This window comes from Marivirga aurantiaca, assembly GCF_016679925.1.
Lineage (GTDB): Bacteria > Bacteroidota > Bacteroidia > Cytophagales > Cyclobacteriaceae > Marivirga > Marivirga aurantiaca.
In genome coordinates, this window is record NZ_JAEQBW010000003.1 from 87,334 (window position 1) to 100,972 (window position 13,639).

A 13,639-nucleotide genomic window follows, 5' to 3' on the forward strand; every position below is an offset into this window, starting at 1 on the left:
TTTACATTTAATTTTTAATTCCAATTTGGGTTTTGTTCAAGTAATCCATTGGTTATATCTCTTTCTGATTGTGGTATGGGTAATAGCTCATGTTTATTGGTTTGAAATCCATGAGGCCCTAATACTTCATCTGCCCTGTCGGTTCTTACTAAATCCCAGAACCGATGGCCTTCCATTGCGAGTTCATGCCTTCTCTCCCCTAATATTAAATCTTCCAAAAGATCGGGATTGGTTTCTGTGATATCGGGCAAAATAGAAGTATCACCTTCCCTGGCTCTTTCACGTACCTCATTGAGGTATATTAAAGCCTGAGGAGTTTGACTATTTCTGTTGAGTGCCTCCGCTGCTATCAATAATACTTCTGCATATCTTATGAGCCGCCTGTTATGCGCTGTATTGGAAAATGGAGTAGTTCCGGGAACCCATATTTTTTGATTGTAGGTTTCTACTTGTCCATTAGCAGTTGTGTCCGGTGTTTGAGAATCACCAATAATTTCTATTCCATCCAGTACTTCACCCACAAAAATGACAGTTGCCTGCATTCGTGGGTCGTCTTCTTCAAATGATTCGATTAAATCCATGGAAGGCCTGTTGGCTCCAATTCCCCGGTTGGGTGTTCCTCTTACACCCTGTCCTGAAGTATATTCATTGTTACCGGCAGCTATTCCACCTTGTACACCAATTCCCCCTACTTCAAATACAGACTCCAGCCCAAACTCAGTTTCTTCCCTGAAGGCACTTTCAAAAGTAGCTTCCAGTTCATATTGCTGGGAATTGATTACTTCTTCGGCAAACAATGCAGCACTATCGTAAGCTTGTTGGTATAGGTAAACTCTTGCCAGTAAAGCTTTGGCGGCACCTTTTGTAGCTCTGCCTAAATCATCAGTAGCATAGTCAGATTTTTCAGGAAGAACCTCAATTGCTTGTCTTAAGTCAGCTTCAATAAAATCATATGTTTGTGTGAGGCTTGCTCTGGTGAAATCAGTTCTGATTTCAGATTCCTTGACAAGTGGAACCCCTCCGTATCCTCTGGCCAAATCTGAATAATAAAGCGCCCTAAGAAATCTGGCTTCGCCTATATACCTATTCTTTAATTCTTCATCCATTTCTACTGCGGGTACCCTGTCGATTACTACGTTTGTCCTTCTGACCCCTGTATAAAGTGTCCTCCACCAGTTGAGTACAAAAGGATTGGTGACATTATGATCGAAAACATCAAAAGGTTGTAGATCAGCCACTAAATCCCCTGGGCTACTTCCTTTCAAAGCGTCATCAGACATGATATCATCAATAGGATAAAAACCTCTATGATATGTTCCATGTCTTAATACTTCATAAGCCGCATTGGTGGCGGCTAAAGCATCAGCCGGATTAGATGGGAAATTTTCTTGCGTAACTTTATCCTGTGGAGATTTTTCCAGGAACTCCTCTTTACATGAAAAGAGGAAAGTTGAAGCTATTATAACTGTCAGGATCTTATTCTTAAGCATGATTATTTATTAAAAAGTTAAATTGACTCCTACACTATAAACACTGGAAACCGGATAAGTACCTTGATCCACTCCATTAATTAGGGTGCCGCCCGGTACTTCCGGGCTATAACCTGTAAAGTCAGTAAGTGTAAAAACATTATTACCTCTCAGGTATACCCTGGCTGTATTGATGCCCATATTTTCCATTAAAGTTTGAGGGAAATTGTATGATAAAGTGACTGTTCTTAGACGCAGGAAACTTCCGTCCTGAATATAATGAGAAGAAATTCTATAATTATTGCCTCCATCTGTTGGGCGAGGTTCTGTATTACTTGTTCCTTCGCCTCTCCAGTAATCATAAACATGGGCTTCAAAATTGTATCTGTCAGGTCTTACAGTTTCTTTATAATTCAGAATCTCATTTCCTTCCTGACCCTGAAGTAGTATGTTAAGGCCTATATTTTTATAGGTTCCTCCTAAGCTAATTCCATAGTTAAAGTCAGGAATTGGAGAGCCTATAAAGGTGCGGTCATCTCCGTTTAATACCCCGTCATCGTTTACATCTGCAAAGATGAGGTCCCCCGGCTGCGTTCCTGCAAAAGTAGGAGTGTTGGCAATTTGATCTGCGTTCTGAAATACTCCTTCAACTTTATAGCCATAGAATGAGCCAATAGCAAGACCTGCTACTGTCCTGGAAACAACATTGTTATTTACGCTTCCTAATAATTCATCTGAACCCTCTACACCACTTACCTCAAGTACTTCGTTTTTTAAGGTAGCTCCGTTTATGCCGATATTGTAAGTAAAATCTCCAATTTCATCCTGCCAATTGATATTGAACTCAAAACCTCTGTTGCGTACTTTTCCAGCATTATAAAATACAAGGCCTGTTCCATTGCCTAAATAACCAGGCACTGCCAGGTCAATTAAAACCCCATCTGTATCTCGATTATAATAATCCAGTTCGGCTGTTAACCTTTCCTGATAAAAGCCAAGCTCTAAACCCACATTATATTGCTCCACAATTTCCCAGCGTAAATTTGGATTGCCAAAGCCCGCATCCGACTGACCAAAATATAATTGCTCGGGGGAGCCAAATACTCCATTCAGGTTATTACCTACCACATTGTAAGCAGCTAGATAATCTATTTTATCATTTCCAACCTGACCCCAACTACCTCTTAATTTGATGTTGGTCATTACTTCAGGGAAAGCAATAAAATCTTCATTGATGATATTCCACCCTAGACCAACAGCGGGAAAATCACCATACCTATTATCTCCTAAGAATTTAGAAGAACCATCTCTTCGGTAGGTTAAGGTAGCAATGTATTTACTTTTGTAGGAGTAATTAAAACGTGCTAAATAAGAAATTTGATTGTAAAAATCATTAATGTCTCTTATTCCGTTTTCAACGGTTGCCGGATCAATATTTCCCGGATTAATATATCGGAAATCTTTCCCGTCCCTTATTAAGTTCCTGGCAGTTATATTAAAACTTTCATTTGAAACTTCCTGAACGGTATAGCCTACAACGGCATTAATCTGGCTTTCACCTATTTTCTTGTCATAGTTTAAGGTGTTTTCCCAAATTACTGAGGCACGTCTGAAGTTGTTTTTTGAGAAGCGACTTTCAGGATTCTGTTGTTGAGATTGCCCTACAGCATATACCGGGACAAAAGATTCGTTTTCTTCCAGAAATAATTCAACTCCTAAACTTGATTTCAACTGAAAACCATCCAGGAAATTCACCTCTCCATAAACCTGACCAACGGTGGTGACTCCTTTAGTAACGTTATCAGTATTGTAATGAAAATCTGCTAATATATTCCCTACATTAGGTACTTCGTTAAAACCCCCGCTTTCATTTCGGGGCTCAATAATAGGCCAGGCCCTGTAGGCATTAAAAGGTGCATTATTGATGGAGTTATTTCTTTGGAAAGGAGCAACTGTTAAGTTAGTTCCTAATGAGAGGTAGGATTTAGGAGAATATTTATCATTCAGTTTTAAGCTAATCCTTTGATACCTTGATTCAGGAATTGTGCCGGACTGATCAAAATATCCAACAGAGAAGAAATATTGATTGGTTTCAGAAGCTCCTGAAATTGATAGCTGATGGTTTTGAACAGGAGCCACCTCAAATATTAATTCCTGCCAATCCGTATCAGGTAGAACATCAAGGTTATTGTAAGTGCCCGGACTAATTGCGTTGACTACTTCTGCAAATTGCCTTCCGTTTAATACATCAATTCTGTTTTGTTGTACTTGTATTCCGTATTCTGAATTTACAGAAATTGAAGCCGCTTCTCCTTTTTTACCTAATTTTGTTGTGACAATAATTACTCCGTTTGCACCTCTGTTACCATAAATTGCCAGGGCAGAGGCATCTTTTAAAATCTCCATTGATTCAATATCCCTTGAGTTTAAGAAAGAGATATCATTTAGTATGACACCATCTACCACATAAATGGGAGAAGGATCTCCTGATGTTCCCACGCCTCTGATCCGGACAGTAGGGGAACTTCCGGGAGCTCCGGAGGAATTGGTGATTTGCACACCGGCTACCTTTCCTTGCAGGGCATCAACCGGATTTACTGTTGGCATTGTTCTTAACTCATCTCCTTTAATAGAACTCACAGAGCCGGTTAAATCACTCTTCCTTATAGTGCCATAACCTACCACAACCACTTCTGAAAGCGATTCGATATCCTCTATCATTTGGATATTTATTTCGGTTCGGCCATTTACTTCAATAATTTGCGTTTTATAGCCAATAAAGGAAAATCTCAATTGTGCATTTTCTGCGGCTTCTAAGGTGTACTGTCCATCAAGATTGGTAACTGTACCTTCGGAAGTCCCCACAATTTGAATGGATACTCCAGGTAAAGGCATTGTTTGATTTCCTTCGGTTGCAGTTACTGTACCGGAAATGCTTTGCTGTCCGTAGCTAAATGACACTAAGAGAAGTGTACTAGCAAAAAGTAGTATTAATTGTTTCATATTAATTACTCTATACGATTGAAGAATGGTTCAAGACTAGATTCTTTCAATGAATTTAGGGTAAACTATTTATAATATCAAAACAATTAACTTTAAAATATTCAATTTATACTTCTTATAATTGTAAATTATTTGCTGATTTTTGACGCTTAAAAAACAATTGTTTTTATGGTTTTATAGCGTATAAGGATCATTTATCTTTCCATTGTCATGGAAAAAAAACATTTTATAGTGCAATTATGATTATTGAAATAATTATAATTTTATTGAAATTCGATGTAGTTAATAGACCTTTCGTATCCGAAGTAAAGTAAGGCGTTGAGATTAGCTTTGCCATTTTTGGAAATTTCCTGTTCAATTTTTTGCTTGAATTGCCACACTGTATTTCTCCTCATTTGCAATATAAGCGCCATTTCATCGAGGGTGTAATTATCTTCATTGAGGTGAGAATAAACGATGTAAAAAGCCTTGGGCAATGGGAATTTTGTCCCTTTAAAAATGGTGGATGATGTAGGGCTTTCATTGTATCCACACTTGGTACATCTCCTGGCCGAGCTGCTTGCATCTTCTATATACTTTTCATTATTACATTTCTGGCAAAGATATCCGTTTTTCCATTTAAAAGCTGCCAGAATATTGAGGCACCATTCCTTGCTTTTAAAGATCTCCAGAAATTCTTCATAAGAGAGATTTTTCTTTAGTAGCCTTTCTTTCTGAACCTTCTTCAGATTGTTCTTTAGCCGCCAATTGTCCAGGTCAAGCATGGAATTTATTTCAGCTATTTCCTGCGACTGTTGACTGATTTTTAAATTGGTGTCTTCCAATAGTTGGTTCTTAACTTTTAAATCCTCTGTTCTTTCTTCTACTTTTCTTTCCAACTCTTTGTTAATTCTTTTTATAATGATGGCATTCTGCTCATGTTGGGAAACAATCCTTTTGAGTGCGCGATCCCGGTTAGATTTCAAAATACGTACCCTGTCAGATAAAGCGAAGGTTAGGAAGAGCATTTCCAGTATAAAACAAAGATGAAGACTGTAATAGGTAAGTATATTGAATGGAATAATGGATTGCATAACCAATGCTTTCAATAGGAACCCCAGGAATAAAAAGCCATAAGCCAACACGAAAAACCTGGCAGGTTTATATCCCCTGATCCATACCACTATACCGGCAATAAAAATGAGGGATAAAGGGATGATTTCAATATTTCGTAACCTGAAAAGGGAGTTATCGAAGAAAATGGCTATTAGAAATAATATTATGCGAAGTATAAGTACAGCATGAATTATTTTGTGAAGTTTTGGAGAGCGCTTCTTTGTGTTGAGAAATGTTTCAGAAAAAATAACCGACCAGAAAATAATGGAGAAAAGTGCTACTCCGTAAGCTTTCTGGTTCCATTCCGGCTGATCAGGCCATAAGTACTGGTACGCTATTCCATCAATGCACATGGCATAGAGTCCTACACTTAGGATATACATTGTGTAATAGAGGTATTTCTTTTCCTGAATGGCCAAGAAGATAAGGATGTTGTGGAGTGATATAATGAGGATCATACCATAAAAAAGACCATAAATGAAGTATTCACTTAGGCTGTAATGGATGAATCTGTCTATCTTTTTAATGGCGATTCTAATATCGGCATATTGAGAGTTTTTGATGCGGAAATAGCTTGTATATTCAGTTCCTCCGTCCAATAAAATATCAAAATTCTTGTGTTTCAGGTTTTTGTCGCTAAAAGGGTAGGCATCACCTAATTTAATCATCTCAAAATTTTGCCCGTCTTTACTTATATGTGCATCAATGGAATCAATGGTTTGGTCGTAGAATTCCAATACATAATTGCCGTTTTCCGGGGGTAAAGTAAAATTCAATTTTACCCAATACGCTGATTTTCTATTGTAATCATCCGGTTTAAAATTGGGGGATAAGTGAAATTTGTTTTGAAAGGACTCTTTACTTATTTCCTCAAAAGTCAATTGATTGGTAGTATCTTTAAAATAATACAATTCATTGATACTCAATATAGTTTCGGCCTGTTCCCTGGGGATTTCAAGAACGGGTTGCTGAAAGAAGAATAAAGAGTAAAAGAATAAGGAAAACAGCATTAAAACTTCATTTATAGCATTATCTTTTCAAAATAGCTTAAATATAGTTAAAAATGGTAGTTAGTAGCTGATAAGTATTTGTGCAGTTCAAGGAATTATGGTATGGTGCGGCTTCAAAATTAAAAGGTTAGTGGTCTGACTCGTTATAAAAACAGTTTACAGATTTAACTTTCTATAGGACAAGTCGCAAAAGGAAGTGCAGTATTTGACAAGTCACAGGCGCATCTTCAGCACAGAAGCCTATTTGTAAATAGTGGGGAAGGACTGAAAGTAGTAGGGGATAAATTCCATATGTTGGGGTGATAAACTAATCTTATGAAGTTTGCGTTATATTCAATATATTTGTACCATGTTGGTACACAAAAACAATAAAATTATGTTAGTGATAAGCAGTAGAGAATTTAGACAGAACCAGAAAAAATACTTTGAGAAAGTAGATAAAGGCGAGCATGTTATTGTTCAAAGAGCAAAAGACAAAGCATATGCTTTAACTCCAATAAGTGAGAATGATATGTACTTCAACGCTGAAATGGTTGATAAGATCAAGCAGAGTATTTTGGAAGTGCAAAAAGGTGAAGTTAGCCGAATATCCACTTCTAAGGAAGTTAGTGATTTATTGGGTTTATGAGTTATACTTTAGAGTTTTCTAAAACAGCTTTAGCAGACATTGAAAAGCATAAGAAATCAGGGGATAAGTCTACACTCAAAAAGATAGAAAAACTACTTAATGAATTATTAGAACATCCTACCAAGGGTACTGGTCAGCCTGAAAGGTTAAAACATGATTTAGCTGGCTTATACTCTCGCAGAATTAATAAAAAGGACAGATTAGTTTATTCTATCAAAGAAGAAATCGTTACAGTCTATGTGTTGAGTGCATGGTCTCATTACGGAGATAAATAATTCTCCTTTCAAAAGGTTTACTGCTTAAAAACGGTGTACCTGTGGTACATTGGCAAGGTGGCAGTCCGGAAAATACAAATTCTACGTGAGCATGCTAATTGTATTTAAATCAAAGTCAATCACTTGAATATCAATTTACAGACATTTCACCTAAACTCCACCACCACAGGAAAATGATCCGATAAATAAGTCTGATCAATGACAGAACTGTTGACTTTGTAAACTTTAGCTTTTAAATTTTTGTAAAAGATATAATCTATTCTTTTGCCATGAACTTTACCCACTTCAAAGCCATTGAAGGTTCCTTCCGAACCAAAGGTGATTTCACTTGTAAGGTAGCTGTCTTTCAAACCGGAGGAGGTAATTAATTGAATAGCTTCCTCCTCGGGTTCCAAGTTAAAATCACCCAATAGTATCAGCTGATCATTAGGGTAGTTGCCTAATAAACGTTCAGAAAGTAGTTTAGAACTATTTTCTCTTGCTATTTTTCCCACGTGATCATAATGTGCATTGAGCACATGAATTTTTTCCTGTGTTTTGATATTTTTCAGTACCGCATAGGTAACTATGCGAGGCAAGGCGGCATCCCAACCTACAGAGGGTTTATCCGGAGTGGTAGAAAGCCAGAAGTTACCACTATCCAATAATTCAAACTTCTCAGAATTGAAGTAGATTGGTACATATTCCCCTTTTTGCTTTCCATCTTCTCTGCCAACACCCACCTGTGTATAATTGGGCAGGTGTTCATTCAGGTAGGTAATCTGTGAATGTAAAACCTCCTGCATGCCAATAATATCAATGGCTTCTGCTTTGATGAAATTCACCACATGCTCTTTTCTGTTCTCCCACTGATGAATACCGTCAGCAGGGTTGGCAAACCTGATATTAAAAGTGCAAACTTTTAACATATCCTGTGCCATGGCAGGAACAGAAATAATACACAATAAAAGTATGGTGAATTTAATTTTCATACTACCAAGTTGATGTGCCTGAAACTATTTATTCATCAAAGCTATTATAAATTTTACTGTTTTATAAATTTTACTGCCTTGCTTTTGAGCCTTCCATCGATTGTAAGCTGGAGGTAATAAAGTCCTTTCTCCAGCTCTTGAACCTCAATTTTCTGATGGTTGACATTCCCGGATTTCACTTTTTTGCCATGAATATTATAGATGTTGAAAATAGCAGATGTTGAAACGTTTTCCACCTGCAAGTAATCATTAGTTGGGTTAGGATACACAACAAATGATTGTTCTGAAGCAAATTTATTGGCTGTTACTTCATTGCCATGTGGTGCAATATCCACTACTAACTTTGTTGTTTCACCTAAGTTATAGTCATCGGAGCTAAGAATGCTCAATAGGAATGATTTTTCAGTATTAGTTTTCAATTTGGCCGTATCAAGCACCAATTGAATAACAGCAATACTGTCATTTTCCGGAATATTTAAACTCATCAAGGTGCCATCAGCCTCAGGTGTTGTAGTGAACTGGGCCGGATAAAATATATTATTGAAATCAGACAACCTTATTTGGAAATTGAGTGGTTCATCCAAAATTCGTTGAGCCTGAACTTTAAGTTCGTAAATAGGCTCATTGACTGTGGTGAAAATAGTATCTTTTACAAAACTTAATACGATACTGGTGTCCTGATCAATTAGCTCGGCAGTTAAAGTGAGCGTTAATAGATTTTCATTTTCACTTACAAAGTTCAATTCACCGGCATAATTGCCTGCGGTTAAATTTTCAGGTTGGAAATTAATCCATAGTTGGTCAATTACTTCTCTGTCTTCATTGGTTTCCAACTCGATATTTTCAGTGAATTGGGTATTGTCCAGGGAGATTTTGAAGCCATTGGTAGCATTGATCTCCAGGGAATTAAGGATACCAACTGCATGAAAGTCTATCTCCTGTTCTTGAATTTCTGTGTTATAAAAAATATTGGTATTGAATACTTCCGGGCTATTAGTGAGGGAAACATCAGGGGTGGCTATTTCCTTTACCGAACCGCTTACACTCACTTCAAAATCCTGCACCTCCGGTTGAGTGATTGAGATACTTGAAATAATGCTTTCAGTAGTATTTTCAATAGCCAAAAACTGCACAAAGATAGTTTCATTAAGTTCTCCGGAATTGTTAGGAGTGAGAACCAGGCTATTGCCATAGTCACCATTTTCCGATTGGGCAATAAGGAATTCTCCTGCATTACTACTTAATGTGGCTGTTTCTGTCAATCCACTGCCAGTAAGCTCGAATGATTGTATTTCAGCTGTCTCCCCAAAATAGATACTTCCAAACTCCAGGCTTGCAACAGAAGCAGAAAGTACAATGGAATTGTCCTGGCTATAGATGTTGGCGGATAAGTCGAGTGTTTGTAAAGTTTGCCCATTATTACCCACTGTTAATTCACCTGAAAAATTGCCTTCAGTTAAGGTCGGTGGTAAATAGTTGATAAATAATGTGGTGCTGATATTGCCTGAATTATCCGGGCTAATGTCAATTGAATTAGAAAAATCAACATCATCGCTTGAGATTTGAAAACCATTGCTGAGTGTGATAGTTACATCACTACTCAAGTTAGATCCTGTCAGATCAATTGCCTGGCTTTCCACTGAGTTATCGTAGAATAAATTAGCCTCAAATACAGCAATAGTTGAAGTAATTTCAGCACTTGGATCTGTTTGCTCCTGTACCGTACCTGCCATAGTAATATTGATATTGTCCACTTCCGATTGATCTATTAATAGAGTTCCGTTTACATTGGCACTTACATCCTGCGCAGGTGCAAATTGCACATAAATGGTTTGGTCAAGCACTCCCTCGGCATCAGGTGTGAGCTCCAGGGAATTGATAAATCCTGAATTTGAACTAGTGGAAATGGTAAAGTTATTATCATTAGAACTGAGGGTAGCTATCTCACTTAAATTTGATCCGGTTACTGTGAAATTCTTTATTTCAGGAGTTGCAGAAAACTCCACAGTACCAAACTGCAAGCTGGCAGTTGAGGCAGAAAGTGATGGGGAAGTTGACCCATCACAACTATTTTCCCAAATACAGCTTACCCACTCAGGATGATCTACAAAAGGATTTCTGTTGCCCTGATAATCATAGATCTCATTGTTTCTGTCAATTTCTTTTTGACTTACCGGGTCTGCATTGTGCCATTCCAGCAGCATTGAAAGTGCCCAATCTGTGTATGTCTGATCTTCCGTGCCATTCAACATATCACTACTCCAGCTATCAATTTGGCTTTGATAACGAGTGGCCATATAAAAATAAATTCTTGCAAAATCCCCCTTGTACTCATCAATAGGTTCGAAAACTGTACCTGAATAACCTGCAACCGAACTGCTTCCTTTCTTGCTTCCGTTTTGTGAAGTCCAGGAAGCACTACCTACTTCTCCAAATGGAAAACTTCCTCTTTGTCCATTTACATATCCATCGGTAGGTACAATATGGTGGGCATCATTTACCATCGGACTGCCATCATTAAACCAACTTTTAGGAAATGAGTGCTCTCTATTGTAACATGAGCCTTCCCCGCTGTAGTTTCCACACTGATCTGAGCCAAAGGTGTACTCATAGGGGGGCGTTCCTCCGGGAACATCGGAATACATATCCCAAACTTTTCCGTTGGGTTTGGCATCACTGTCGTAATACAAAGTCCACAAAGCACTATATCCTCTGTCATTATGGTTATCAATAATGAAAAACAACTCTGTTTTTAATGCATAACCTTCTTTACCTTCAGCATCGGCATAATATCCGGCAGGAATTTGTGCAACAATGCTTTGTATGCTTAAAAATAGAAAGAAGAATAAAACTTTAAAGGATTTGTAATAATGCGACATAGATGCTTATTTGAATTTATTTATGCTACAAATATCCTAAAAATAATTCTAAACTTAGGCAAAGTGGTTTTAAGCTTTCGTAATGTGTCGGTTATTTTTGCCTTTAGCTCCATAATGTTTTGTATTATTGTCGTTGAAAAACTTTAAGAAGTAAAAAGAATACCCACAATTGTTTAGTAATACTGAATGAAAGATATTGTCAAATTTCTTCAAGAAAGACTACAAACTACTCTGCCGGGCGATGCTGCTCATCAGAGAATGTTGGCTAAGCAATTAGGCCCTAACTTTCGGTTGAAACATGAGGGTTCTCCAAGGAAAGGTGCTGTAATGATTATGCTTTATCAGCAGGAGAATGGAGAAATCTGTTTTCCTCTAACCCAGCGTCACAACTATGTGGGGGTACATGGCGGACAGATTAGCTTGCCGGGTGGGAAAAGAGATGAAAGCGATGCCTCATTAATAGAAACAGCTATTCGGGAAACCCATGAAGAGATTGGGGTCAGAATTCAGGGTCATCAAATTATTGGATCCTTATCTGACTTGCATATTACAGCAAGCAATTTTGTGGTAAAACCCATTATCAGTTTTATAGAAAAAACGCCTGACTTTGTAGCAGATCCTTACGAAGTAGCGCATATTTTTTCCACTAATATCGATCAGCTTTTGGCCACCGACACTCTAAAGGAAACAGAATTAACAGTAGGTCCGGAGGTGAGATTAAAAGCCCCATATTTCGATATTGACGGGAAAATAGTATGGGGTGCGACCGCAATGATTTTAAGTGAATTTATGACAATTCTAAAAGAATATAAGAAATGAAAGACACCCCCTTTATTACCAATGATGCAGTTGTTTTTGGCTTATTAATGCTGATTCTGGCTTTTGTTTTCATTACTTCTACAAGTAAAAAATCGGGCTGGCAAAAATTTTACCGCTTTATTCCCTCAGTCTTGTTATGCTATTTCATCCCTTCAATCTTCAATACGCTTGGTATAATTTCAGGTGATGAGTCAGATTTATATTTTATGGCCTCACGATATTTATTGCCCGCTGCATTAGTATTGCTTACTTTGAGTATAGACCTAAAGGGCATTGCTAAATTGGGAAAAAAAGCAGTCATTATGTTTTTTACAGGTACTATGGGTATTGTAATTGGTGGTCCCATCTCCATATTAATTGTTTCAGCTTTTGCACCGGATGTAGTCGGGGGCGTAGGTCCGGAGGCTGTATGGCGAGGAATGGCCACCATTGCCGGCAGTTGGATAGGTGGGGGAGCCAACCAGGCAGCCATGTTTGAAACTTTTGGTGCAAGTCAGGATTTATTTGCTACTATGGTCACAGTAGATGTGATTGTGGCTAACATTTGGATGGCATTTTTGCTATACGGTGTAGGTATTTCTAAAAAGTTGGACGGCAGGCTGAAGGCAGATGCTTCTTCCATTGAAGAAGTGAAAAACAGTATTGAGAAATATCAGGCTTCCATCATGAAAATTCCTACTTTGGCTGAAGTAATGACAGTATTGGCCATCGGTTTTGGTGCCACGGGAATTGCCCATTTTGGAGCTGATTTAATTGCCCCATGGATTGAAAATGTAGCCCCTCAATTAGATAAATTCAGTTTGACCTCGTCCTTCTTTTGGTTGGTGGTAATAGCTACTACTATTGGCTTGGGCTTATCTTTTACCAGGGCCAGAAAGCTGGAAGGTGTAGGTGCTTCACGTTTGGGCAGTGTAATGATTTATGTATTGGTTGCCACCATCGGTATGATGATGGATGTAACTGCTATTTTCGATAATCCCGGTTTCTTTGTAGTAGGATTAATTTGGATGAGTGTGCATATTATTCTGCTTTTACTGGTTGCAAAAATAATTAAAGCGCCTTATTTCTTTGTGGCAGTAGGAAGTCAGGCCAATGTAGGCGGAGCGGCCTCAGCGCCTATTGTGGCAGGGGCATTTCATCCTAGTCTGGCGCCTGTGGGTGTTTTATTGGCTGTTTTAGGCTATGCGTTGGGTACTTATGCAGCCTACATCTGTGGTTTATTAATGCAAATAGCTGCCGGAGGGTGAATGATATATTTTATGGAAACTTTACAGAGAACCAACTGCAGAAGTCACCACTTTTAAAGAAAACTTTGATATTGCGGGAAGTGAAATGGTTGAGTTGAAGAATGTTGCTATTGAAGTTGGTAGAGAAGAGAGTCCTGGGAATTTGATAACTTGGGACGGGATAAAATATATTTGGCTACATACAGGAGATTAAAGGAATCCCTTCAACAAATAAGGATTTAAATGAATTTACAAACAAGTATT

General features: G+C 38.0%; 9 protein-coding genes. 4 read left to right on the top strand and 5 right to left on the bottom strand.

Going from position 1 to position 13,639, the window contains the following annotated elements:
• Positions 1-14: 14 nt before the first annotated feature.
• The 3 genes from JKA74_RS08380 to JKA74_RS08390 all read right to left on the bottom strand — a co-directional run bounded on the left by JKA74_RS08380 (position 15) and on the right by JKA74_RS08390 (position 6,577).
• A complete protein-coding gene (locus JKA74_RS08380; protein WP_201430733.1) occupies positions 15-1,490 on the bottom strand; it encodes a RagB/SusD family nutrient uptake outer membrane protein in 1,476 nt (491 codons plus the stop codon).
• A gap of 9 nt (positions 1,491-1,499) precedes the next feature.
• Positions 1,500-4,472: a SusC/RagA family TonB-linked outer membrane protein gene (locus JKA74_RS08385; protein WP_201430734.1), complete on the bottom strand. Its 2,973-nt coding sequence runs from the start codon at positions 4,470-4,472 to the stop codon at positions 1,500-1,502.
• A 263-nt stretch (positions 4,473-4,735) separates the two neighbouring features.
• Positions 4,736-6,577, bottom strand: a complete 1,842-nt coding sequence (locus tag JKA74_RS08390) for a 7TM diverse intracellular signaling domain-containing protein (RefSeq protein WP_201430735.1) — start codon at positions 6,575-6,577, stop codon at positions 4,736-4,738.
• A gap of 376 nt (positions 6,578-6,953) precedes the next feature.
• Here JKA74_RS08390 and JKA74_RS08395 point away from each other — a divergent pair, with 376 nt between their 5' ends.
• On the top strand, positions 6,954-7,205 hold the full coding sequence (locus tag JKA74_RS08395) for a type II toxin-antitoxin system Phd/YefM family antitoxin (RefSeq protein WP_236587623.1): 252 nt from the start codon (positions 6,954-6,956) through the stop codon (positions 7,203-7,205).
• Positions 7,202-7,480 carry a Txe/YoeB family addiction module toxin gene (locus JKA74_RS08400; protein WP_201430737.1) on the top strand — a complete coding sequence of 93 codons (279 nt, stop codon included), beginning with the start codon at positions 7,202-7,204 and terminating at the stop codon, positions 7,478-7,480. The genes JKA74_RS08395 and JKA74_RS08400 overlap by 4 nt, the downstream gene beginning before the upstream one ends.
• Before the next feature lie 146 nt (positions 7,481-7,626).
• Here JKA74_RS08400 and JKA74_RS08405 read toward each other — a convergent pair whose 3' ends face one another.
• The gene (locus JKA74_RS08405) at positions 7,627-8,451 is read right to left on the bottom strand and encodes an endonuclease/exonuclease/phosphatase family protein (RefSeq protein ID WP_201430738.1); all 825 of its coding nucleotides are present in this window, start codon (positions 8,449-8,451) and stop codon (positions 7,627-7,629) included.
• Positions 8,452-8,504: 53 nt separating this feature from the next.
• Positions 8,505-11,330, bottom strand: coding sequence for an endonuclease (locus JKA74_RS08410; RefSeq protein ID WP_201430739.1), 2,826 nt, complete (start codon positions 11,328-11,330; stop codon positions 8,505-8,507).
• 186 nt (positions 11,331-11,516) lie between these two features.
• Here JKA74_RS08410 and JKA74_RS08415 point away from each other — a divergent pair, with 186 nt between their 5' ends.
• Positions 11,517-12,149, top strand: a complete 633-nt coding sequence (locus JKA74_RS08415; protein WP_201430740.1) for an NUDIX hydrolase — start codon at positions 11,517-11,519, stop codon at positions 12,147-12,149.
• Positions 12,146-13,396, top strand: a complete 1,251-nt coding sequence (locus JKA74_RS08420) for a DUF819 family protein (protein WP_201430741.1) — start codon at positions 12,146-12,148, stop codon at positions 13,394-13,396. Before JKA74_RS08415 ends, JKA74_RS08420 begins: the two co-directional genes overlap by 4 nt.
• Positions 13,397-13,639 lie beyond the last annotated feature (243 nt).

Bases quoted from the DNA above. Each gene is read 5' to 3' on its own strand.
- JKA74_RS08385 (WP_201430734.1), bottom strand. From the start codon at position 4,472: ATGAAACAATTAATACTACTTTTTGCTAGTACACTTCTCTTAGTGTCA.
- JKA74_RS08415 (WP_201430740.1), top strand. From the start codon at position 11,517: ATGAAAGATATTGTCAAATTTCTTCAAGAAAGACTACAAACTACTCTG.
- JKA74_RS08380 (WP_201430733.1), bottom strand. From the start codon at position 1,490: ATGCTTAAGAATAAGATCCTGACAGTTATAATAGCTTCAACTTTCCTC.
- JKA74_RS08400 (WP_201430737.1), top strand. From the start codon at position 7,202: ATGAGTTATACTTTAGAGTTTTCTAAAACAGCTTTAGCAGACATTGAA.
- JKA74_RS08395 (WP_236587623.1), top strand. From the start codon at position 6,954: ATGTTAGTGATAAGCAGTAGAGAATTTAGACAGAACCAGAAAAAATAC.
- JKA74_RS08405 (WP_201430738.1), bottom strand. From the start codon at position 8,451: ATGAAAATTAAATTCACCATACTTTTATTGTGTATTATTTCTGTTCCT.
- JKA74_RS08390 (WP_201430735.1), bottom strand. From the start codon at position 6,577: ATGCTGTTTTCCTTATTCTTTTACTCTTTATTCTTCTTTCAGCAACCC.
- JKA74_RS08410 (WP_201430739.1), bottom strand. From the start codon at position 11,330: ATGTCGCATTATTACAAATCCTTTAAAGTTTTATTCTTCTTTCTATTT.
- JKA74_RS08420 (WP_201430741.1), top strand. From the start codon at position 12,146: ATGAAAGACACCCCCTTTATTACCAATGATGCAGTTGTTTTTGGCTTA.